Origin of the sequence: Pseudomonas sp. PS02288, from assembly GCF_029959715.1 — a bacterium.
Classification (GTDB): Bacteria; Pseudomonadota; Gammaproteobacteria; order Pseudomonadales; family Pseudomonadaceae; genus Pseudomonas_O; species Pseudomonas_O kuykendallii.
In genome coordinates this window covers 32585-54080 of the sequence record NZ_JASCPA010000005.1, presented here as the reverse complement: position 1 = coordinate 54080, position 21496 = coordinate 32585, and the positions used below count along the sequence as shown (strand labels likewise).

Annotated in this window: 19 protein-coding genes; 12 read left to right on the top strand and 7 right to left on the bottom strand. The window is 67.0% G+C overall.

The features are described from left to right. Nucleotides 1-131 precede the first annotated feature (131 nt). From QMX85_RS04000 to QMX85_RS03965, 8 genes are all read left to right on the top strand, one after another. Entirely contained in the window at nt 132-515 is a 384-nt protein-coding gene (locus tag QMX85_RS04000) for an ACT domain-containing protein (RefSeq protein WP_282338921.1), read from the top strand. A gap of 200 nt (nt 516-715) precedes the next feature. Then, complete coding sequence (locus QMX85_RS03995) at nt 716-1150, top strand: MarR family transcriptional regulator (protein WP_282338920.1); 435 nt, start codon at nt 716-718, stop codon at nt 1148-1150. Beyond that, nucleotides 1147-3234, top strand: coding sequence for an FUSC family protein (locus tag QMX85_RS03990; RefSeq protein ID WP_282338919.1), 2088 nt, complete (start codon nt 1147-1149; stop codon nt 3232-3234). Before QMX85_RS03995 ends, QMX85_RS03990 begins: the two co-directional genes overlap by 4 nt. Beyond that, nucleotides 3231-3440, top strand: a complete 210-nt coding sequence (locus QMX85_RS03985) for a DUF1656 domain-containing protein (protein ID WP_282338917.1) — start codon at nt 3231-3233, stop codon at nt 3438-3440. The genes QMX85_RS03990 and QMX85_RS03985 overlap by 4 nt, the downstream gene beginning before the upstream one ends. Continuing rightward, nucleotides 3437-4327 carry an HlyD family secretion protein gene (locus QMX85_RS03980; RefSeq protein ID WP_282338915.1) on the top strand — a complete coding sequence of 297 codons (891 nt, stop codon included), beginning with the start codon at nt 3437-3439 and terminating at the stop codon, nt 4325-4327. Before QMX85_RS03985 ends, QMX85_RS03980 begins: the two co-directional genes overlap by 4 nt. After that, on the top strand, nt 4324-5763 hold the full coding sequence (locus QMX85_RS03975) for an efflux transporter outer membrane subunit (RefSeq protein WP_282338914.1): 1440 nt from the start codon (nt 4324-4326) through the stop codon (nt 5761-5763). Before QMX85_RS03980 ends, QMX85_RS03975 begins: the two co-directional genes overlap by 4 nt. A 107-nt stretch (nt 5764-5870) precedes the next feature. Next, entirely contained in the window at nt 5871-6182 is a 312-nt protein-coding gene (locus QMX85_RS03970; protein ID WP_090230291.1) for a DUF485 domain-containing protein, read from the top strand. Continuing rightward, the gene (locus tag QMX85_RS03965) at nt 6179-7834 is read left to right on the top strand and encodes a cation acetate symporter (RefSeq protein WP_282338913.1); all 1656 of its coding nucleotides are present in this window, start codon (nt 6179-6181) and stop codon (nt 7832-7834) included. The genes QMX85_RS03970 and QMX85_RS03965 overlap by 4 nt, the downstream gene beginning before the upstream one ends. A 117-nt stretch (nt 7835-7951) precedes the next feature. Here the strand turns inward: QMX85_RS03965 and QMX85_RS03960 are convergent, their stop codons facing one another. After that, the gene (locus QMX85_RS03960) at nt 7952-8110 is read right to left on the bottom strand and encodes a DUF3309 family protein (protein ID WP_090230285.1); all 159 of its coding nucleotides are present in this window, start codon (nt 8108-8110) and stop codon (nt 7952-7954) included. A gap of 162 nt (nt 8111-8272) precedes the next feature. On the opposite strand from QMX85_RS03960, the gene QMX85_RS03955 reads away from it, so the two are divergent. From QMX85_RS03955 to QMX85_RS03945, 3 genes are all read left to right on the top strand, one after another. Further along, nucleotides 8273-8632 (top strand): DUF2784 domain-containing protein, encoded by a 360-nt coding sequence (locus QMX85_RS03955; protein WP_282338912.1) that lies wholly within the window; start codon nt 8273-8275, stop codon nt 8630-8632. A gap of 111 nt (nt 8633-8743) precedes the next feature. Beyond that, entirely contained in the window at nt 8744-9553 is an 810-nt protein-coding gene (locus QMX85_RS03950; RefSeq protein WP_273228902.1) for an SDR family oxidoreductase, read from the top strand. Nucleotides 9554-9691: 138 nt separating this feature from the next. Next, nucleotides 9692-10117 (top strand): hypothetical protein, encoded by a 426-nt coding sequence (locus QMX85_RS03945; protein ID WP_282338911.1) that lies wholly within the window; start codon nt 9692-9694, stop codon nt 10115-10117. A gap of 22 nt (nt 10118-10139) precedes the next feature. Here the strand turns inward: QMX85_RS03945 and QMX85_RS03940 are convergent, their stop codons facing one another. From QMX85_RS03940 to QMX85_RS03930, 3 genes are all read right to left on the bottom strand, one after another. After that, on the bottom strand, nt 10140-10367 hold the full coding sequence (locus QMX85_RS03940) for a YheU family protein (RefSeq protein WP_282338910.1): 228 nt from the start codon (nt 10365-10367) through the stop codon (nt 10140-10142). Between the two features lie 24 nt (nt 10368-10391). Next, complete coding sequence (locus tag QMX85_RS03935; protein WP_282338909.1) at nt 10392-13172, bottom strand: hybrid sensor histidine kinase/response regulator; 2781 nt, start codon at nt 13170-13172, stop codon at nt 10392-10394. An 85-nt stretch (nt 13173-13257) separates the two neighbouring features. Beyond that, on the bottom strand, nt 13258-13791 hold the full coding sequence (locus QMX85_RS03930; protein WP_282338908.1) for a cytochrome b: 534 nt from the start codon (nt 13789-13791) through the stop codon (nt 13258-13260). 131 nt (nt 13792-13922) lie between these two features. On the opposite strand from QMX85_RS03930, the gene QMX85_RS03925 reads away from it, so the two are divergent. After that, nucleotides 13923-16283 carry a DNA polymerase II gene (locus tag QMX85_RS03925; RefSeq protein ID WP_282338907.1) on the top strand — a complete coding sequence of 787 codons (2361 nt, stop codon included), beginning with the start codon at nt 13923-13925 and terminating at the stop codon, nt 16281-16283. A gap of 105 nt (nt 16284-16388) precedes the next feature. On the opposite strand, the gene QMX85_RS03920 is transcribed toward QMX85_RS03925, so the two are convergent. The 3 genes from QMX85_RS03920 to QMX85_RS03910 form a co-directional block, all read right to left on the bottom strand. Continuing rightward, the gene (locus QMX85_RS03920) at nt 16389-17573 is read right to left on the bottom strand and encodes an osmoprotectant NAGGN system M42 family peptidase (RefSeq protein ID WP_282338906.1); all 1185 of its coding nucleotides are present in this window, start codon (nt 17571-17573) and stop codon (nt 16389-16391) included. 162 nt (nt 17574-17735) lie between these two features. After that, nucleotides 17736-19472 carry an N-acetylglutaminylglutamine synthetase gene (gene ngg, locus QMX85_RS03915; RefSeq protein WP_282338905.1) on the bottom strand — a complete coding sequence of 579 codons (1737 nt, stop codon included), beginning with the start codon at nt 19470-19472 and terminating at the stop codon, nt 17736-17738. Between the two features lie 120 nt (nt 19473-19592). Beyond that, nucleotides 19593-21365, bottom strand: a complete 1773-nt coding sequence (locus tag QMX85_RS03910; protein ID WP_282338904.1) for an N-acetylglutaminylglutamine amidotransferase — start codon at nt 21363-21365, stop codon at nt 19593-19595. Nucleotides 21366-21496 lie beyond the last annotated feature (131 nt).

The following is a 21496-nucleotide window of genomic DNA, read 5'->3' as shown; positions in this document are numbered from 1 at the left end:
ATGATGCGCGCGGGCGACCAGTCGGCGTCTTGCATCGGGCTGATGCATGGAGTCGGCGGCTGGTCGTTCACCTCCCTTGCTGTGCTCTCCACACGTCGCCACTTGCCGATCCCTACCTCCAGGATTCACGAATGACTGCCTCCGTTCGCCTTCGCGTGCTGCCCGAACGCTATGCGGTATCCCGACTGGACGGTTTCGAGCCTATTCCGGCGTGGGCCGATGGTCCGGGCTTCGTCTCCATCAGCCGAAGTGCGGACGAGTTGTCCATCGTCTGTCCGCAGCATCGCGTGCCGGCCGGCGTGACCTCGGACGGCGGCTGGGCCTGCCTGCAACTGGTGGGGCCGTTCGCCTTCGACGAGACCGGAATCGTGCTGTCGGTGGTGCGTCCCTTGTCGGAGGCGGGGCTGGGGATCTTCGTCGTTTCGACGTACGACGGCGACTTCCTGATGCTCAAGGCCGCCGACCTCGACCGGGGCCGGCGCCTGCTGGTCGACGCGGGGCATGGCTTCGAGTGACCGGCACTTGAGCGGCATCGTCGATGCGGCAAAGGGCAGGGCGGCTATGTCGACCGATCCGCGGTTCTTCGTTGAACCTTCCTCCAGGCGGCGCTGACGTAGGTAGACAAGGTCGCTCGTCGCGAACAATTGACGAGCCCGACAGGTTTCACGCATATTGATAGTTAGCAAACTATGTTTATGCATTCTATTGCATTCCTATGAATCTCGACGCCCTTCGACTCAGCATCAGCAGCGGCATGGTGGTGGCGACCCGCCACTGGCGGCGCATCTGCCAGTTGGCACTGGTCAACCACGGCATCTCCGAAGCCTGCGCGGTGCCATTGCTGATGATCGCGCGGCTCGGCGACGGCGTGCGGCAGGTCACCGTGGCCCATGCCGCCGGGTTGGAAGGGGCGTCGCTGGTGCGGCTGCTCGATCAGCTGTGCAGCGCCGGATTCGTCTGTCGCAGCGAAGATGCCGCCGACCGTCGCGCCAAGTCCCTCAGCCTCACCGAGAGCGGGCGTGCGCTGGCGTCGGCGATCGAAGCCGAACTGACCCGCCTGCGGCGGGAGGTGCTGCAGGACGTTGCCCCCGCCGACCTCGAGGCGACACTGCGCGTGTTGCGTGCCTTCGAGGCGGCGGGCGTGCCATGACCGGGTTCTTCAGCAGCGTGCCGCCGGCGCGCGACTGGTTTTATGGCGTGCGCACCTTCGCGGCGTCGATGATCGCGCTGTACATCGCGCTGCTGATGGAAATGCCGCGGCCCTACTGGGCCATGGCCACCGTGTACATCGTCTCCAGCCCCTTCGTCGGGCCGACCAGTTCAAAGGCGCTGTACCGCGCCGCCGGCACCGCGCTGGGCGCCAGCGCGGCGGTGTTCTTCGTGCCGCTGCTGGTGCAGACGCCCTATCTGCTGGCCATTGTCATCGCGCTCTGGACCGGTGTCCTGCTGTTCCTCTCGCTGCACCTGCGCACCGCCAACAGCTATGCGCTGATGCTCGCCGGCTACACCCTGCCGCTGATCGCCTTCCCGGTGGTGGACAACCCGGAAGCCGTCTTCGAGGTAGCCGTTTCGCGTACCGAGGAGATTTTCCTCGGCATCGTCTGCGCGGCGGTGGTCGGCAGCATGTTCTGGCCGCGGCGTCTGGCGCCCGTGCTGGTGGACGCGGCGGGGCGCTGGTTCGCGGATGCCAGCACTTACAGCGACCGCTTTCTGGCGCGCGACGTGCAGGCGGAGGAGGTCGGTGCGCTGCGGGCTTCGATGGTCACCACCTTCAATACCCTCGAGCCGATGATCGGCCAGTTGCCCCATGAGGGAGCCCGGCCGCAGACGGTGCGCAACGCTAAGGAGCTGCGCGGGCGGATGATCCACCTGCTGCCGGTGGTCGATGCGCTGGACGACGCCTGGTGGGCGCTGGAGCGCCGTTCGCCGGAGCTGGTGGCGCGGCTGGCGCCGTTGCTCGACGAGACGCGGGACTGGCTCCGGGAAACCCGCGAGGGCGCGCCGGTTGAGCGCTGGCAGGCTCTGCGCGACAGTCTCGAGCGCCTGCAGCCGCGCCCGGAGCAGCTCGATGATCGTCGCCAGTTGCTGTTTTCCAATGCGCTCTATCGCCTCGGCGAGTGGATCGATCTGTGGCAGGACTGCCGCAGCCTGCAGCACGCCATCCAGACCGAAAGCCAGACGCCGTGGCGCGCGGTGTACCGGCACTGGCGGCTAGGTCGGCTCACGCCCTACCTCGACCGCGGCATGATGCTCTACTCGGTGTGCTCGACCATCGCCGCGATCAGCGTGGCGTCGTTCCTGTGGATCCTGCTCGGCTGGAGCGACGGCGGCAGCGCGGTGATCCTCGCCGCGGTGGCCTGCAGCTTCTTCGCCGCGATGGACGATCCGGCGCCGCAGATCTACCGGTTCTTCTTCTGGACCGCGATGTCGGTGCTGTTCGCCAGCCTCTACCTGTTCCTCGTGCTGCCCAACCTGCACGACTTCCCGATGCTGGTGCTGGCGTTCGCCGTGCCGTTCATCTGCGTCGGTACGCTCACCGTGCAACCGCGCTTCTACCTCGGAACCCTGCTAACCATCGTCAACACCGCGTCGTTCATCAGCATCCAGGGCGCCTACGACGCCGACTTCATGAGCTTCATCAATTCCAACCTCGCCGGGCCGGTGGGGTTGCTGTTCGCCTTCGTCTGGACGCTGGTGATGCGTCCGTTCGGCGTCGAGCTGGCGGCGCGGCGGATGACCCATTCCGGCTGGCGCGACATCGCCCGTCTGGGCGAACCGGCCAATCTCAACGAACACCGGGTGATGGCGGTGCGCATGCTTGATCGCCTGATGCAGCAGTTGCCGCGTCTGGCGCAGACCGGGCAGGACACCGGTGTCGCCCTGCGCGACCTGCGTATCGCGCTCAACCTGCTCGACCTGCTGGCGTACCTGCCTCGCCTGCCGTCCTACCCGCAGGCGCTGCTGCGGCAGATCGTCGAGGAGGTGGGCGCGCATTTCCAGGCCTGCCTGGACGCCGGCGAACGCCTGCCCGCGCCCAAGGGTCTGCAGATGACCATGGACCGCGCCCGCCGCGCGCTGTCGACCTCGTCGCTGGACGCCTTCAACGAGGCGCGCCCGCACGTGCTGCATGCGCTCAGCGGCTTGCGCCTGGCGCTGCTGCCCGGCGTCGAGGTGCCCGGCACCGGCGAGGCCGAAGAACAGCCGCCCTATGGCATCGATGGAGCTCCCCTGTGATCGGCGATCTGGATATCAGCGGGGTATTCCTGCCCACGCTGCTGGTGCTGATGGGCATCACCTATCTGCTCTACCTCGGGGTGCACGCCGTGCTGACGCGCCTCCATTTCTATCGCCTGGTCTGGCACCGGGCCTTGTTCAACGTCGGTCTCTACGCGCTGCTGCTGGGCGCGGTGGACGGGCTCAGTCGATACCTGATGACATGAAGAAACCCTGGTTGACCTTGGGCCGCGTGGTCCTGACCCTGCTCGTTGTCTCCTTCGCCGCGGTGATCGTCTGGCGCATGGTGATGTACTACATGTTCGCGCCCTGGACCCGCGACGGCCACATCCGCGCCGACGTGATCCAGATCGCCCCCGACGTTTCCGGGCTGATTCACCAGGTGGACGTGCGCGATAACCAGGTGGTGACGCGTGGCCAGGTGCTGTTCCGCATCGACCCGGAACGCTTTGGCCTTGCGCTGCGCCAGGCGCAGGCGACCGTCGCCGAGCGCAAGGAAACCTACGAGCAGGCGCGCCGCGAAACCCGGCGCAACCAGCAGCTGGGCAACCTGGTCGCCCGCGAGCAACTGGAAGAGAGCCAGTCGCGCGAGGCGCGGGCGCTGTCGGCGCTGGCCGAGGCGCAGGTGGCGGTGGACAGCGCGCAGCTGAACCTGGACCGCTCGGTGATCCGCAGCCCGGTGAATGGCTACCTCAACGACCGCGCGCCGCGCGCCCAGGAGTTCGTCAGCGCGGGGCGGCCGGTGCTCTCGGTGGTGGATGGCGAATCCTTCCACATCGACGGCTATTTCGAAGAAACCAAGCTGGCCGGCATCCATGTCGCCCAGTCGGTGGACATCCGCGTGGTCGGCGACGGCGCTCGCCTGCGCGGCCATGTGCAGAGCATCGCCGCCGGCATCGAGGACCGCGACCGCAGCAGCGGCAGCAACCTGCTGCCCAACGTCAACCCGGCGTTCAGCTGGGTACGCCTGGCGCAGCGGATTCCGGTGCGTATCGACTTCGACGAGGTACCCGAGGATTTCCGCATGATCGCCGGACGCACCGCGACGGTGTCGATCGTCGAGGACAGCGCCGGGGAGGGCGGTCGGCAATGAACGCGCTGCTCCGGGCGGGCGCCGCCGGCGTCGCCCTGCTGCTCGCCGCCTGCCAGGTCGTCGGGCCGGATTACCACCTGCCCGAGAAGGCCGCGCTGAATCGCCCGGACCTGCAGGGCGAGCTGGCCGGCGCGGGCGGCGAGGTGGTGTCGGCGCCGGTGCCGGCGGACTGGTGGAAGCTGTATCAGGACCCGCGCTTGGACCAACTGGTGACTGCGGCGCTGGCCTCCAACGCCGACCTGCGGGTCGCCGCGGCCAACCTCGCGCGCTCCCGCGCCCAGGTAGACGAGGCGGCCGCGGCCGGTGGCTTCGGCGGTGGCGTGGACCTCGCCGCCGAGCGCATCCAGGAGTCCGGCGAGGCCTTCCTGCTGCCCGACAAGGTGCCGGTGGCGAACATCGGCAATGTCGCGCTCAGCGCGTCCTACCAGTTCGATCTGTTCGGCGTGCTGCAGCGCGGCATCGAGGCCGCCAGGGCCAATGCCGACGCCACCCAGGCCGCCGCCGATACGGCGCGGATCACCCTGGTCGCCGACGTGGTGCGCGCCTACACCCAGGTCTGCGCGGCCAACGAGGAGCGCGCCATCGCCGAGCAATCGCTCGACCTGCAGCAGCAGGGCGTAACGCTGGTGCAGCGTCTTCGTGATGCGGGGCGCGGTGACGAGACCCAGGTGACGCGCAGCGAAACCCAGTTCAAATCGCTGCGCGCCGAACTGCCGCGTTTCGAGGCGCAGCGCCAGGCCGGGCTGTTTCGCCTGTCGATGCTGCTGGCGCGGCCGCTGGAGCAGTTGCCCGCGGGTGTCGGGCAATGCGCACACCTGCCGCGGATCAGTCAGGTGATGCCGGTCGGCGACGGCGCCGCGCTGCTCAAGCGGCGCCCGGACATCCGTCAGGCCGAACGGCGCCTGGCGGCGTCCACCGCGGGCATCGGCATCGCCACCGGCGAGTTGTATCCGGACATCAGCATCGGTGCCACCGTCGGCACGGTGGGCATCATTGACAACCTCGGCAAGCCGTCGACCAACCGCTGGGGTTTCGGCCCGCTGTTGAGCTGGACGGTGCCGTCCAACGGCGCGCGCGAACGCATCCGCGAGGCTGAGGCGGCGAGCCAGGCCGCGCTGGCGCATTTCGACGGCGTAGTGCTCAACGCCATCCGCGAGGCGCAGACCGGGCTGGCCCAGTACCGCGCGATGCTGGAGCGGCGTGACGCGCTGGCCGATGCGGCGCGTTCGGCACAGCAGGCGGCGGAGCAGACGCACCGCTTCTTCCAGGCCGGCCGCGAATCCTTCCTCGCCGACCTGCAGGCGACGCGGACCTACACCGACGTGCGCGGCCAACTGGCGGCGGCGGAATCGCAGGTCGCGATGAGCCGCATCGACCTGTTCCTCGCCCTCGGCGGCGGCTGGCAGGCGCCGCAGGCAAGCCGCGCACGCCCGTGACCGGATCTACGACTATGGTCGCGATTACTACTAAGGTCGGCTGTCGCGGCCTACCCGGCGGCTTACAGTAACTTCACCGCAAATCGTCGGTGGAGGATAAAAATAAAATGCACGACCTTGCTTACAAGCGGATCGAACAGAGCCCGCAATTCAAAGAACTGGTGGCCAAGCGCGAGAAGTTCGCCTGGATTCTCTCCGCCATCATGCTCGGCCTCTACGTGGTCTTCATCCTGCTGATCGCCTTCCAGCCACAGTTGCTGGGTGCCCGCATCAGCCCCGACTCCAGCGTCACCTGGGGCATTCCCATGGGTGTCGGCCTGATCGTCTCGGCCTTCGTGCTCACCGGCATTTACGTGCAGCGCGCCAACGGCGAGTTCGATCGCCTCAACCAAGCCATCCTGGATGAGGTGAAACAATGATCGCGCGCCTGCTTTCCGCCTTCGCCCTGGCCGGCTTCTCTCCGCTGCTATGGGCCGACGCGCTCACCGGCGATGTACAGCGCCAGCCGCTCAACGTTTCGGCGATCGCAATGTTCGTCGCCTTCGTCGCGCTGACCCTGGGCATCACCTACTGGGCCTCCAAACGCAACACCTCCACCTCTGCCTTCTACACCGCCGGCGGCTCCATCACCGGTTTCCAGAACGGCCTGGCGATCGCCGGCGACTACATGTCGGCGGCATCCTTCCTGGGTATTTCCGCGCTGGTGTTCACCTCCGGCTACGACGGCCTGATCTATTCGATCGGCTTCCTCGTCGGTTGGCCGATCATCCTGTTCCTGATCGCCGAACGTCTGCGTAACCTGGGCAAGTACACCTTCGCCGACGTAGCCTCCTACCGCCTCGGCCAGACCCAGATCCGCACGCTGTCCGCCTGTGGTTCGCTGGTGGTGGTGGCGTTCTACCTGATCGCCCAGATGGTCGGTGCCGGCAAGCTGATCCAGCTGCTGTTCGGCCTCGACTACCACGTCGCCGTGGTCCTGGTGGGTATCCTGATGGTTCTCTACGTGCTCTTCGGCGGCATGCTGGCGACCACCTGGGTGCAGATCATCAAGGCTGTGCTGCTGCTCTCCGGCGCCTCTTTCATGGCGATCATGGTGCTCAAGCACGTCAACTTCGATATCAGCACGCTGTTCAGCGAAGCGATCAAGGTGCACCCGAAAGGCGAGGCCATCATGAGCCCCGGCGGCCTGGTGAAGGACCCGATCTCGGCCTTCTCCCTGGGCCTGGCGCTGATGTTCGGTACCGCCGGCCTGCCGCACATCCTCATGCGCTTCTTCACCGTCAGCGACGCCAAGGAAGCCCGCAAGTCGGTGTTCTATGCCACCGGTTTTATCGGCTACTTCTACATCCTGACCTTCATCATCGGCTTCGGCGCGATCCTGCTGGTCAGCACCAACCCGGACTTCAAGGACGCTACCGGCGCACTGCTGGGCGGTAACAACATGGCCGCGATTCACCTGGCCAACGCGGTGGGTGGCAGCGTGTTCCTCGGCTTCATCTCGGCGGTGGCCTTCGCCACCATCCTCGCCGTGGTCTCAGGCCTGACCCTCGCCGGCGCCTCGGCGGTGTCCCATGACCTGTACGCCAGCGTGTTCCGCAAGGGCCGCGTCAACGACAAGGACGAGATGCGCGTATCGAAGATCACCACGGTCGCCCTCGGCATCTTGGCGATCGGCCTGGGCATCCTGTTCGAGAAGCAGAACATCGCCTTCATGGTCGGCCTGGCCTTCTCCATCGCCGCGAGCTGCAACTTCCCCGTGCTGCTGCTCTCGATGTACTGGAAAAACCTGACCACCCGTGGCGCGATGATCGGCGGCTGGCTCGGCCTGATCACCGCGGTGGTGCTGATGGTGCTCGGCCCGACGATCTGGGTGCAGATCCTTGGCCACGAGAAAGCCATCTACCCGTACGAGTATCCGGCGCTGTTCTCCATCCTCATCGCCTTCGCCGGGATCTGGTTCTTCTCGGTCACCGACAAGTCGAAAGCCGCGGTTGGCGAACGTGAGCTGTTCTTCCCGCAGTTCGTTCGCTCGCAAACCGGCCTGGGTTCGAGCAGCGCGGCTGCACACTAACCGCCATTTCCTATGGCACCTGGGGCAGCTTCGGCTGCCCTTTTTCATGCCTGCCGGCGGCGAATCGCAAGCACGAAAAAGCCCGCGCGAGGCGGGCTTCTTTCGTTACGGGGCCGGCTATACCTTGCCCAGCAGTACCAGGATCAGCAGGATGATCAGCACGGTGCCGACGATCCCCGAGGGGCCATAACCCCAGCTGCGCGAGTGAGGGAAGACTGGCAGACCGCCGATCAACAGCAGGATCAGGACGATGATCAGAATAGTGCTGATGCCCATGGTGGAACTCCTTATGTAAGAACGGTGCTCGAGGCGCGCATCCAGCAGCGTTGAGCTTTTGGCGACGCTTATCTGATCCGACTGTCGCGGCGCGGGAAAAATTCACCCGAAGCGCGATGATCCGCATCCCATCCCCTTTGCAGAGCCTTCGTGGAGTCGCAGATGGCCTACCGCTTCGCCGCCGATGCGCTGCTGGTGCTGCATCTGGCGTTCATTCTCTTCGTGCTGTTCGGCGGCCTGCTCGCGCTGCGCTGGCGCTGGATGCCGTGGCTGCATCTGCCGGCGGCGGGCTGGGGCGCGGCGGTCGAGCTGCTGCACCTGTATTGCCCGCTGACACCCTGGGAAAACCGCCTGCGCCGCGCCGCCGGAGAGGTCGGCTACCCGGGCGATTTCATCGAGCACTACCTGCTTCGACTGATTTATCCGGAGGGCCTGACCGCCCAGGCGCAGCTGTGGATGGGCGCCCTGGTGGTGCTGCTCAACCTGGCGGTCTACGCACATTGGCTGCGGCGCCAACGCTGAATCGTCACTGCGTCTGAGCACCCATTCAGCAGCCTGATGGTTGGCCGGAGGGCGGTTTGCCTTCGCTACACTGCGGCCATTCACGACGAACAACAAGAAGGCAGAAACCCCATGCAGACACGCATCATGATCACCGGCGCCGGTTCCGGACTGGGCCGCGAAATGGCTTTGCGCTGGGCGCGCGAGGGCAGCCAGCTGGCGCTTTCCGACGTCAACGAAGCGGGCCTGGCGGAAACCCTGAAACTGGTACGCGAGGCCGGCGGCGATGGCTTCACTCAGCGCTGCGACGTGCGCGACTACAGCCAGCTCACGGCGTTCGCCCAGGCCTGCGAAGAGCGTCTGGACGGCATCGACATCATCGTCAACAACGCCGGTGTGGCATCCGGCGGGTTCTTCAGCGAGTTGTCGCTGGAGGACTGGGAATGGCAGATCTCGATCAACCTGATGGGCGTGGTCAAGGGTTGCAAGGCGTTCCTGCCGCTGCTCGAGCGCAGCCAGGGCCGGATCGTCAACATCGCCTCGATGGCGGCGCTGATGCAGGGGCCGGCCATGAGCAACTACAACGTCGCCAAGGCCGGTGTGGTGGCGTTGTCCGAGAGCCTGCTGATCGAGCTCAAGCAGCAGGGTATCGGTGTGCACGTGGTCTGCCCGTCGTTCTTCCAGACCAACCTGCTGGACTCCTTCCGCGGCCCGACGCCGGCGATGAAGGCGCAGGTCGGCAAGTTGCTGGAGGGTTCGCCGATCAGTGCCGCCGAGATCGCCGATTACATCTACCAGGAGATCGCCAAGGGCGAATTCATGATTCTGCCGCATGAGATGGGCCGCATGGCCTGGGCGCTCAAGCAGAAGAACCCGCAGGCCCTTTACGCGGAAATGGCCGGTATGGCGGAGAAGATGCGCGCCAAGGCCCAGCGCGGCTGAAAGCGGCCGGGCGGCTTCGTCGGATGCCCGGCGAGCCGGCTGCTGACGGTCACAGCGTTGCCGCCGGACTCCCGTCGAGCGCTTCTCCGACCGCCGTCGCTGTGTTAGAAGGCAGCCTGGTTTTTTCGGAGTAACGGCGTGGAGTCCGAATCCATCGTCTATGGCTGTATCCGCGACTGGCCATCGGTCGGTTCGCAGGAGTGCGCCGAACGCCGGGCGAGCAACCGTGCGGTGCTCGCCTCCTTGCCGGCCGAGGGCTGGAGCTTTCTCGGGCGCGACCTGTTCAGCTGCTGCGAGCAGGCCGGCGATGGGCTCTATCGAACCCAGGTGATCCACTTCGGCGCCAGCTATCCGGCAGTGGAGTACGAGTGGTCGATCTGGATCGAGCAGTTCGAGGCGCTGCTGCGGCGCCTGTACTGGGTCAGCGCGGTGGTTCACCTGGAAACCGAGCTTAACGGCACCCACACCTTCCGCTGGGAATCCGAAAGCGGCCTGCACAGCCCGCACGACAGCGACCTGCGCATGCGCTGCGCCTGGGAGCGCGAGGGCGGTACGCTGGGCTAGGCGCGGCACCCGCCGCGACGGCTCAATCGAGCCATTCGCGCGGCACCTGTTCCTTGAGCATCAACTGGCACTGCTGGCTTTCCGGCTCGAAGACGATCACCGCGCGGCCTTTCTCCAGCGCCCTGCGCGCACGTTCGACACGGGTTTCCAGCGGCGTCTCGTCGCCGTTGTCGGTGCCCTCGCGGCTGACGAAGTCTTCCAGCAGGCGGGTGAGGGTGTCGCTTTGCAGTTGGTCGTGGGGGATGAGCATCGGTGGTCTCCTGGCGCCGGCATGCTACCGCGTCGCTCTGGGCTGGTCATCCGCGCCATCGACGGCCAGCGAAGGCCGTGGCAGGTAGCGCTCCAGCGTGGCGTAGAGCAGCGGGCTGTCCAGGGGCTTGCCGAGGAAGTCATCCATACCGACCGCCGCGCCTTGCTGGCGGTGTTCCTCGAGAATGTGCGCGGTGAGCGCGATGATCGGCACCGGCGGCAGGTCCTGCTCGCGTTCGAGCTGGCGAATCCGCCGGGTCGCTTCGAAGCCGTCCATTTCCGGCATCTCGCAGTCCATCAGGATCGCCTGCACGCCGCGTGGGGAGCGGCGGTATTCCTCCACCGCGGCAACGCCGTTCGACACCAGCCTGATCCGGTAGCCGCGCTTGCGCAGGAACCCCTGCACGACCAGTTGGTTGACCGCGTTGTCCTCGGCAACCAGCACGCAGGGCGCATCGCCCAGCGCCTGTCGTGGCGCCGGAGCTGCTTCGGGCGGCAGTTCTTCGGTACGGTCGTAGACCTTCAGCAGCGCCTCGCGCAGCGGCTTCACCGAGATCGGCTGGGCCAGCGCGTAGAGTTTCAGCACCTGGCTGGCCGGTACCCGCTGGCATTGCTCCGGAGGGCACAGCAGCAGGACCCGCTGGCCGGGCTCCAGAACGCTGCGCAGGCTGTCCAGCCAGTACTCGGCACTGCCCGGCCAGGGCGCCATCAGCACCAGCAACTGCGGGCTCGGCGCGCTTTCGAGGCGTTCCAGCAGGTGTTCCGGGCTCTGGCAGTGTTCGGTATGGATACCCCAGCGTTGCAGCAGGTGGCCGACGGTTTCCAGCGCGGTGGCGTCCAGCGAGGCGAGCAGCGCGTGCTGGCCTTCGAGCAGGTCCCGCAGCTCGTCGGTATCGGGCTCGGCCTGCAACGGGATGTCGAAGGTGAAGCGGGTGCCCTGGCCGAGCTTGCTCTGCGCCTCGATGCGACCGCCCATCATCTCCACCAGCTCCTTGCTGATCGCCAGGCCCAGGCCGCTGCCGCCGTAGCGGCGGGTGGTGCTGGAGTCGCCCTGGGCGAAGGACTGGAACAGTGTGTTGAGCACTTCGCGGCGCATGCCGATGCCGCTGTCGCTGACGCTGAATACCAGCTGCTCCTGGCCGCGCGCATCGGTGCGCCGGGTCACGCCGAGCGCGACGTGGCCTTCGGCGGTGAACTTGATCGCGTTGCCCAGCAGGTTCATCAGCACCTGCTTGAGGCGCGTCGGGTCGCCCTTGATCCGCTGCGGCACGCCGCCCTCCAGGCTCACGTGCAGGCGCAGGCGCTTTTCCATGGCCTGGGCGGTGAACAGGCTCAGGGTGTCGGAGACCAGTTCCTCGAGGTCGAAGGAAATGTTCTCCAGGGTCAGCTTGCCGGATTCGATGCGCGCGTAATCGAGGATGTCGTTGATCACCGCCATCAGCGCCGTGCCGGAACTGGCGATGGTTTCCACGTAGAAGCGCTGGCTGCGGTCCAGGCTGGTTTCCTTGAGCAGTTGCAGCATGCCCAGCACGCCGTTCAGCGGGGTGCGGATCTCGTGGCTCATGGTGGCGAGGAAACGGCTCTTGGCCTTGTTCTCGATCACCGCCTGCTCGGCGGTCTGGCGGGAGATGAAGCCTTCCTCCTTGAGCAGGTTGATGCGATCGGCGAGGCCGATGGACAGTGTGATGAGCTCGACGGTGACGCCGATCTTCACGGCGGTGGCGCCGTAGATGCCGAACACCTCCAGCCCAAGCGAACCCGTGGTGGCCTGGATGAAGGTCAGCAGCAGGACGCCCCAGGCCAGCATGTAGTAGGAGCCATAGCGCAGCCCGGCATTCCAGACGTAGATGCCGGCCAGCAGCGAAAAGAAGGACACCGTCAGTACCGTCAGGCTGGCGAGGATGGTCCAGGCCATCATCCCGATCAGCGGCTCCGAGCACAGGCATACCACGGTGCCCAGCATGAGCAGCTGGAGCGCGCGGTCCATGTTCGGGAAGTGCTGCCGGGTGTGCAGGAAGTGCCGGCTGAACTGCAGGGCGAACAGGCAGTGGCTGTACATCAGGGCGTAGATGCCCAGCGCCTCCAGCTCGAGCCAGTCCGGCAGCATCTGGAACGTCAGGCCGTCGAAGCTGGCGGCGAACAGGCCGATGTTGACGTTGTACATCAGGTACCAGAAGTACGCCGGCTCGCGCAGCGACAGGTAGAGGAACAGGTTGTAGCAGAACATCGCGAACAGCACGCCGTAGAAGGCGCCGTTGAAGCCCATGGCGACTTCCTGCTCCGATGCGCTGGCGGCGTGGGTGCTGAAGAACAGCGGCACGAACGCCGTGCTGGTAGTTTGCACGCGCACCAGCAGCACGCTGTCACCGGGCGGTATACGGGTGGGAAACCAGAAGTTGCGCACCGGCACCGGGCGCTCGCCGAACGGATGCGTGTCGCCGCCGGCCTGCCGGGTCAGTGTCCCGTCCGGCGCGATCAGGTACAGCTGGATGTCGTCGAGGAGCGGGTAGTTGACCTCGATGAAGCCGTCCAGCGCGTGCGGCCGGCTGTTGCGCAGGTCCACCTTCAGCCACCAGGTCGAACGGCTCTTGCCCATGTTGGGATAAACGCCGGGAGCGGGCCGGAACAGGCGGTCTTCGATCCGCCGCACCTGTTCGATATCGAGCAGGCCTTCGGGGTCTTCCAGAATGCCCACGTAGGGGCCCAGGGACAGGCGCTGTTCGTCCTGATCCAGAGGCGCCACCGGCATCGCGCAAACCCCTCTGGCAAACAGAAACACCAACAGCAACAAGCAGATGCGAGGCATCGTGACCTCAAAGATTAAAGCTCCGTGGCGGCACTGTGCCCGGATGCTGCAGGGGGTTCAAGGGGCGCCGGACGCGGCGTGCCGACTAGTGGCGCTGCTCCGGCAGCATTCGCTCCAGCAGGCCATCGCGGCGAACGGCGACGTGCCAGACGGTGGCGGCCACGTGCAGGATGATCAGCCCGTACACGGCGAACTGCCCCCACACGTGCAGGGTATTGGCCAGTTGCCCCAGCGCTTCGTTCTTCTCGAAGCCGGGCAGCGAGATCACCCGGAAGAAGGGCACGTCCTGGCCGTTGCCGGCCATCAGGTAGCCGGTGACCGGCATCGCCAACAGCACGGCGTAGAGTAGCCCGTGATTGAGCCCCGCGATCAGCCGCATCAGACGCCGCGTGCCGGCGGGGTAGGCCGGCGCTCGGTGGCGCCAGCGCCAGGTCAGGCGCAGCAGGATCAGCAGGAACACCGAGAGGCCCATGGATTCGTGGGCCATGTACCAGAACGTGCGGATCGGCCCCGGAGGGAAGTTCTCGGCGACCCAGACGAAGGGCAGCACGAAGCAGAGTGCCGCGGCGGTCAGCCAGTGCAGCGCCTGGGCCAGGCCGGTGTAACGCTCGATGCTCACGGGTGCGAACCTCTTGTCATGTCGGCGCCAGCGCCTGGCGCTTAGGCAGCCGACGGCGCGCTTGGTTCTGCGGCGCGCCGCCCGGCGTTGCCCGGTAGAATGGCGCGATGGCGTTTTCACGGGATGCGACGGTGGATTTACAGCAGGGCTTCGTTCTGACCCGGCACTGGCAGGACACGCCCGCAGGCACCCAGGTGGAGTTCTGGTTGGCGACCGACCACGGCCCGCGGCGCCTGCGTCTGCCGCTGCAGACCTCGGTGGCCTTCGTGCCCGCCGAACAGCGCGCGCGGGTGGAACTGCTGCTGCAAGGTGAGCGCGACGTCGAATTGCGTGCGCTGGAACTCTGCGACTTCCAGCATCGCCCGGTGCTCGGCCTCTACTGCCGCCAGCATCGCCACCTGATCCAGCTGGAGAAGCGCCTGCGCGGCGCCGGCCTGGACGTCTACGAAGCCGACATCCGGCCATCGGAGCGCTACCTGATGGAGCGCTTCATCACCGCGCCCGTGCAGTTCGCCGGCACGCCCGACGCCGACGGGGTGCTGCTCGACGCCGTGCTGAAACCGGCGCCGGGCTATCGCCCGCGGCTACGCCTGGTGTCGCTGGACATCGAGACCACCGAGCGCGGCGAACTCTATTCCATCGCTCTGGAAGGCTGCGGCCAGCGCCAGGTGTACATGCTCGGGCCGGCCAACGGCGATTCTGCCGGGCTGGACTTCCCGCTGGAGTATTGCGACAGCCGCGCGCAGTTGCTGGAGCGCCTCAACGGCTGGATGGCGCGGCACGACCCGGACGCGATCATCGGCTGGAACCTGGTGCAGTTCGACCTGCGCGTGCTGCACGAGCACTCGCAGCGGCTCAAGGTACCGCTGCTGCTGGGGCGCGGCGGCCAGCCGATGGAGTGGCGCGAGCACGGCAGCAAGCAGCACTTCTTCGCGGCCGCCGCCGGCCGGCTGATCATCGACGGCATCGAGGCGTTGCGCTCGGCGACCTGGAGCTTCCCCTCGTTCAGCCTGGAGAACGTCGCGCAGACGCTGCTCGGCGAGGGCAAGGCGATCAGCACGCCGTACCAGCGCATGGACGAGATCAACCGGATGTTCGCCGAGGACAAACCGGCGCTGGCGCACTACAACCTCAAGGATTGCGAGCTGGTCACGCGGATCTTCGCAAGGACCGAACTGCTCACCTTCCTCCTCGAACGCGCCAGCGTCACCGGCCTGCCGGCGGACCGCAGCGGCGGCTCGGTGGCTGCATTCGGTCACCTGTACCTGCCGGCCATGCACCGTCAGGGCTTCGTCGCACCTAACCTCGGCGAGCGCCCGCCGGAGGCGAGCCCCGGCGGCTTCGTCATGGACTCGCGTCCGGGGCTCTACGAGTCGGTGCTGGTGCTGGACTACAAGAGCCTCTACCCGTCGATCATCCGCAGCTTCCTGATCGATCCGGTCGGGTTGGTGGATGGCCTGCGCCATCAGAACGATGCCGACTCGGTGCCGGGCTTCCGCGGCGCGCGCTTCTCGCGCACCCGGCACTGCCTGCCGGCCATCGTCGCGCGCGTCGCCGAAGGGCGCGAGGCGGCCAAGCGCGACGGCAACAAACCCTTGTCGCAGGCGCTGAAGATCATCATGAACGCCTTCTACGGCGTGCTCGGCTCCAGCGGTTGCCGCTTCTTCGATCCGCGCCTGGCTTCCTCGATCACCCTGCGCGGGCACGAGATCATGCGCCGCACCCGCGCGCTGATCGAGGCCGAGGGCCACCTGGTGATCTACGGCGATACCGACTCCACCTTCGTCTGGCTCGGCGGCGAGCATGCCGAGGAAGAGGCGGCACGCATCGGCCGGGCGCTGGTGGCGCGCGTCAATGAATGGTGGCGGGCGCACCTGCGCGACGAGTACGGTCTGGAAAGCGTGCTGGAGCTGCAGTTCGAGACGCACTTCCGACGCTTCCTGATGCCGACCATCCGCGGCGCGGAGGAGGGCAGCAAGAAGCGCTACGCCGGCCTGGTGCGGCGCGCCGACGGCAGCGAGGAGATGGTCTACAAGGGCCTGGAGACCGTGCGCACCGACTGGTCGCCGCTGGCCCAGCGCTTCCAGCAGGAACTCTACCTGCGCATCTTCAACCGCCAGCCTTACCAGGATTATGTGCGCGACTACGTGCGCCGCACCCTCGCCGGCGAGCTGGACGAGCTGCTGGTCTATCGCAAGCGCCTGCGTCGGCGGCTCGACGACTACCAGCGCAATGTCCCGCCGCAGGTGCGCGCGGCGCGTCTGGCCGACGAGCACAACGACCAGCACGGCCGCCCGCGGCAATACCAGCGTGGCGGCTGGATCAGCTACGTGATCACCCTCGCCGGGCCGGAGCCGCTCGAAGCGCGCCGCTCGCCGATCGACTACGACCACTACGTGACGCGCCAGCTGCAACCGGTGGCGGACGCCATCCTGCCGTTCGTGGACGACGGCTTCGCCGCGCTGGTGGATGGGCAGATGGGCTTATTCTAGATAAGTTCGGCCGTCCTCGCCCGGCAGGGTGGGCTTCAGCCCAAGCGATACGGCGCTGCGTCTGGCAGGGGTGGGCTGAAGCCCACCCTGCGAACGCCTGGGAGGCTACGGCTTGTCGCCGACCACATCCTCCACTGCCGGCACGCGGGTTTCCGGTTGCAGCTGCACATCTTCGCCGATCTGATGGCTGAAGCGCTCCAGCGAGGCCTTTTCCGGGTGCGCGTCGCTGGCGAACACCGGCGGGCTGAGCAGGTAGGCGCAGATCAGCCGGCCCAGGGCCAGCAGGCTGTCGGTATGCGTGCGCTCGTAGCCGTGGGTGGCGTCGCAGCCGAAGGCGAGCAGGGCGGTGCGGATGTCGTGGCCGGCGGTGATCGCCGACTGCGCATCGCTGTGGTAGTAGCGGAACAGGTCGCGCCGCACCGGAATCTCGTGACGGTCGGCCAGCCGCAGCAGGTGCCGCGACAGGTGATAGTCGTAGGGCCCGCCGGAATCCTGCATGGCCACGGTTACCGAGTGCTCGGTGGATTGCTGGCCGGGGGCGACCGGGGCGATGTCGATGCCAACGAATTCGCTGACGTCGAAGTTCAGCGCGGCGGCGGCGCCGGAGCCGGTTTCCTCGGTGATGGTGAACAGAGGATGGCAGTCGATCGGCGGCTCCAGGCCGCTGTCGACGATGGCCTTGAGCGACGCGAGGAGCACCGCCACGCCTGCCTTGTCGTCCAGGTGGCGGGCGCTGATATGGCCGCTCTCGGTGAACTCCGGCAAGGGGTCGAAGGCGACGAAATCGCCGATGGAGACGCCCAGCGCGCGGGTTTCCTCCAGGGAGTCGGTCAGCGCGTCGAGGCGCAACTCGACGTGCTCCCAACTGACCGGCAACTGGTCGACGGCGGTGTTGAAGGCATGGCCCGAGGCCATCAGCGGCAGCACGCTGCCGCGCAGCACGCCGCGGTCGGTGAACACGCTGACCCGGCTGCCCTCGGCGAAGCGGCTCGACCAGCAGCCCACCGCGGCGAGCGCCAGGCGACCGTTGGCGTGGATCTCCCGCACGCTGGCGCCGATGGTGTCGAGGTGCGCGGAGATGGCCCGGTCCGGGCTGTAGCGGCGCCCCTTGAGCGTCGCGCGGATGGTGCCACGGCGGGTCAGCTCGTAGGGAATGCCGAGCTCGTTGAGGCGCTCGGCGACGTAGCGGACGATGGTGTCGGTGAACCCGGTGGGGCTGGGAATGGCGAGCATTTCCAGCAGGACCTTCTGCATGTACTGCATGTCCGGTTCGGGCAGTCTTGCGGTCATGGTGTTCTCCCTTACGGCTGGGCGGCGAGGACGCACGGGCCGGTTTGGCAGGGTGCGGCCTACAGCTATTCCGACCCGGAAGGTGCGGAATCATTCAGCCGAATCGAATCCGAGGTGAGTGGCTGTCGCGGCTGGCCTGGCAATCCCTCGCCAGACGGGACGCTAGATCTTGCTCAACGGAAACAGCAGGTCGATGAAGCGTTCGGCAGTGGGCTGCGGCTCATGGTTGGCCAGGCCCGCGCGTTCGTTGGCCTCGATGAACACGTACTCCGGCTGGTCGGCGGCCTTGACCATCAGGTCGAGACCCACCATCGGGATGTCCAGCGCACGGGCCGCGCGCACGGCGGCGTCGACCAGGGTCGGGTGCAGTTGCGCGGTGACATCCTCGAGGATGCCGCCGGTATGCAGGTTGGCAGTGCGCCTTACCGCCAGCTGCATGCCTTCGCCCAGCACCGTGTCGTAGTCATGGCCGGCCGCACGCAGCGTGCGCTCGGTTTCGTCGTCCAGCGGAATCTTACTCTCGCCGTGGGTGGCGGCCTGGCGCCGGCGGCTCTGGCTCTCGATCAGCTTGCGGATGCTGCTGCGACCGTCGCCGATCACCGTGGCCGGGCGGCGGATGGCGGCGGCGACCACCTCGAAACCGATCACCAGGATGCGCAGGTCATGGCCTTCGTGGAAACTCTCCAGCAGCACGCGGCTGTCGAACTGGCGCGCGGCCTCGATGGCGGCTTGCAACTCCTTGACGGTACGCAGATCGACTGCGACGCCCTGGCCCTGTTCGCCGTCCACCGGCTTCACCACCACGCTGCCGTGGGCTTCGAGGAAGGCGACGTTGTCTTCGTCGCTGCCGGCGAGTTGCTGCGTCGGCAGCGACAGGCCGGCGCGGCGCAGGTAGCTATTGGTCAGGCGCTTGTCCTGGCAAAGCGTCATGCTCACCGCGCTGGTGAGGTCGGAGAGCGACTCGCGGCAGCGCACCCTGCGGCCGCCGTGGACCAGGGTGAAGAGCCCGGCGGGCGCATCGTCGACCTGCACTTCGATGCCGCGGCGCAGCGCTTCGTCGACGATGATCCGCGCGTAGGGGTTGAATTCCACGTCCGGCCCGGGGCCGAGGAACAGCGTCTGGTTGATGCCGTTGCGGCACTTCACGGCGAAGGTCGACAGCGTGCGGAAGCCCAGCTTGGCGTAGAGCGCCTTGGCCTGACGGTTGTCGTGCAGCACCGAGAGGTCGAGGTAGGCCAGCCCGCGCGACAGGTAATGCTCGATCAGGTGACGCACTAGCGCCTCGCCGACGCCCGGCCGGCTGCACTGCGGATCGACCGCCAGGCACCACAGGCTGGAGCCGTTTTCCGGATCGGCGAAGGCTTCCTGGTGGTTCAGGCCCATCACCGTGCCCAGTGCCGTGCCGGTATCGCTGTCCTCGGCGAGCCAGTACACCGGGCCGCCTTCCTCGCGCGGGGTGATCTTCTGCGGGTCGACCTGGAGCATGCCGCGGCTCTGGTAGAGGCGATTGACCGAGGCCCAGTCGCTGGCGCTCTGGGCGCGACGCAGGTGGAAGCCGCGAAAAGGCCGGCGTGCCGGACGGTAGTCGGAAAACCAGATGCGCAGCGTGTCGGAGGGGTCGAGGAACAGTTGCTGCGGTGCCTGCGCCAGCACCTGTTGCGGGGCGGCGACGTAGAGGGCGATATCGCGCTCGCCGGTCTTCTCGGCGAGCAGGTCGCGCGCCAGCCGCGCCGGGTCGGGATAGGTATGGCCGATCAGCAGCCGGCCCCAGCCGCACTGCAGGGCCACCGGGCCTCCGGGTCCGTCGATGCCGTCCTCCGCGCGCTGCGCCTGCAGGCGCTCGTAGGACGGTGCCTGACCGCGCACAAGGCGCTGGCCGTAGGCTTGTGACTTTTGCATGAAGCCTCCTGAAAACCGCGGCGCGCGGGCGCGCCGCGGGGAAATCGTTTGCGGGCGATGGCGCGCCGCCGGTCTCGCGGGGACACGCTCATCCGGGCCGCGGGCCGAATGCCGGCGGTGCTACAGGCCTTGCTGGGTCAACCAAAGGTTGAGTGCCGCCAGTTGCCAAAGTTTCGAACCGCGCAGCGGGGTGAGCTGGCCCTGCGGGTCGCTGAGCAGGCGGTCGATCATCTGGGGGTTGAACAGGCCGCGGTCCTGGCTCGGGTCGAGCAGCAGGTCACGGACCCAGCCGAGCGTCGCGCCCTGCAGGTGCTTGAGTCCCGGCACCGGGAAATAGCCCTTGGGCCGGTCGATCACCTCGGCGGGAATCACCCGACGCGCGGCTTCCTTGAGCACGTGCTTGCCGCCGTCGGGCAGCTTGAATTTCCCCGGGATGCGCGCCGACAGCTCCGCCACCCGGTAGTCGAGGAAGGGCGTGCGCGCCTCGAGGCCCCAGGCCATGGTCATGTTGTCGACGCGCTTCACCGGGTCGTCCACCAGCATCACCGTGCTGTCCAGGCGCAGCGCCTTGTCCACCGCCGCGCTGGCGCCGGGCTGGGCGAACTGCTGGCGCACGAAATCGCCGGAATGGTCGCCGCCGACCCATTTGGCCTGCACGGTATCGGCGTACTCGGCGAAGTCGCGATCGCGGAACGCCTGCAGATACGCGGCCACCGGGTCAGCGGCGCCATCAACCTGCGGATACCAGTGGTAGCCGGCGAACAGCTCGTCCGCACCCTGGCCGCTCTGCACCACCTTGCAGTGCTTGGCGACCTCGCGGGAGAGCAGATAGAACGCGATGCAGTCGTGGCTGACCATCGGCTCGCTCATCGCGGCGAAGGCGGCCGGCAGTTGCTCGATGATTTCCTTCTCGTCGATGCGCAACTGGTTGTGGCGTGTGCCGTAGTGCTTGGCAATCAGGTCGGAATAGTGGAACTCGTCGCCGCGCTCGCCGCCGGCATCCTCGAAGCCGATGGAGAAGGTCAGCAGGTTGTCCGCCGCGCCGGCTTCGCGCAGCAGGCCCACCAGCAGGCTCGAATCGACGCCGCCGGAGAGCAGCACACCAACGTCCACCGCGGCGCGCTGACGAATCGCCACCGCCTCGCGCAGGGTATCCAGCGTGCGCGTCTGCCAGTCGTCGAAGCTCAGCGCGGCTTCCTCGGCGGTCTGCCCGTACTCCAGCGTCCACCAGGTTTTCCGCTCGCTGCGGCCATCGGGTTCGACGCGCAGCCAGGTGGCCGGCGGCAGCTTCTCGATACCGGCGATCAACGTATGCGGCGCCGGCACCACGGCGTGGAAGCTCATGTAGTGGTTGAGCGCGATGGGGTTGATGAGCTTGGCGATGTCGCCGCCCTGCAGCAGCGCCGGCAGGGTCGAGGCGAAACGCAGGCGTTCGCCGGTACGCGAAAGGTACAGCGGCTTGACGCCGAGACGGTCGCGGGCGAGGAACAGCCGGCCGGAGTCGCGCTCCCAGATGGCGAAGGCGAACATGCCGTTGAGCTTCGGCAGCAGCGCCTCTCCCCAGGCGTGATAACCCTTGAGCAGCACCTCGGTATCGCCTTCGGAGAAGAACGTGTAACCCAGCGCCTGCAATTCGGCGCGCAGCTCAGGGTAGTTGTAGATGGCGCCGTTGAAGACCATCGACAGGCCCAGCGACGGGTCGACCATCGGCTGTCCCGAGGCGGCTTCCAGATCCATGATCTTCAGCCGCCGGTGGCCGAGGCCCAGCGGGCCTTCGCTGTGGAAGCCACAGGCGTCGGGGCCGCGATCGGCGAGGTGTTGGGTGATGCGCTCGACGGCTGCCAAGTCGCTCGGGCGCTTATCGAAGCGCAGCTCTCCTGCTATTCCGCACATGATCCTTACCGGTTCTCCGTTGGGGTGTGGGTGTGTTTTTTTCGCGGCGGTGATATCGCGAATCAGAACTAGTGACCGATTTCAGGTCAAAGTAGTTCTATGCATTCATCGATAGGTGTTCTCGGAAGAAG

Excerpts from the sequence above, each read along its gene's own strand:
- QMX85_RS04000 (WP_282338921.1), top strand. The coding sequence starts at position 132 with ATGACTGCCTCCGTTCGCCTTCGCGTGCTGCCCGAACGCTATGCGGTA.
- QMX85_RS03995 (WP_282338920.1), top strand. The coding sequence starts at position 716 with ATGAATCTCGACGCCCTTCGACTCAGCATCAGCAGCGGCATGGTGGTG.
- QMX85_RS03990 (WP_282338919.1), top strand. The coding sequence starts at position 1,147 with ATGACCGGGTTCTTCAGCAGCGTGCCGCCGGCGCGCGACTGGTTTTAT.
- QMX85_RS03980 (WP_282338915.1), top strand. The coding sequence starts at position 3,437 with ATGAAGAAACCCTGGTTGACCTTGGGCCGCGTGGTCCTGACCCTGCTC.
- QMX85_RS03975 (WP_282338914.1), top strand. The coding sequence starts at position 4,324 with ATGAACGCGCTGCTCCGGGCGGGCGCCGCCGGCGTCGCCCTGCTGCTC.
- QMX85_RS03970 (WP_090230291.1), top strand. The coding sequence starts at position 5,871 with ATGCACGACCTTGCTTACAAGCGGATCGAACAGAGCCCGCAATTCAAA.
- QMX85_RS03965 (WP_282338913.1), top strand. The coding sequence starts at position 6,179 with ATGATCGCGCGCCTGCTTTCCGCCTTCGCCCTGGCCGGCTTCTCTCCG.
- QMX85_RS03960 (WP_090230285.1), bottom strand. The coding sequence starts at position 8,110 with ATGGGCATCAGCACTATTCTGATCATCGTCCTGATCCTGCTGTTGATC.
- QMX85_RS03955 (WP_282338912.1), top strand. The coding sequence starts at position 8,273 with ATGGCCTACCGCTTCGCCGCCGATGCGCTGCTGGTGCTGCATCTGGCG.
- QMX85_RS03950 (WP_273228902.1), top strand. The coding sequence starts at position 8,744 with ATGCAGACACGCATCATGATCACCGGCGCCGGTTCCGGACTGGGCCGC.
- QMX85_RS03940 (WP_282338910.1), bottom strand. The coding sequence starts at position 10,367 with ATGCTCATCCCCCACGACCAACTGCAAAGCGACACCCTCACCCGCCTG.
- QMX85_RS03935 (WP_282338909.1), bottom strand. The coding sequence starts at position 13,172 with ATGCCTCGCATCTGCTTGTTGCTGTTGGTGTTTCTGTTTGCCAGAGGG.
- QMX85_RS03920 (WP_282338906.1), bottom strand. The coding sequence starts at position 17,573 with ATGACCGCAAGACTGCCCGAACCGGACATGCAGTACATGCAGAAGGTC.
- ngg (WP_282338905.1), bottom strand. The coding sequence starts at position 19,472 with ATGCAAAAGTCACAAGCCTACGGCCAGCGCCTTGTGCGCGGTCAGGCA.
- QMX85_RS03910 (WP_282338904.1), bottom strand. The coding sequence starts at position 21,365 with ATGTGCGGAATAGCAGGAGAGCTGCGCTTCGATAAGCGCCCGAGCGAC.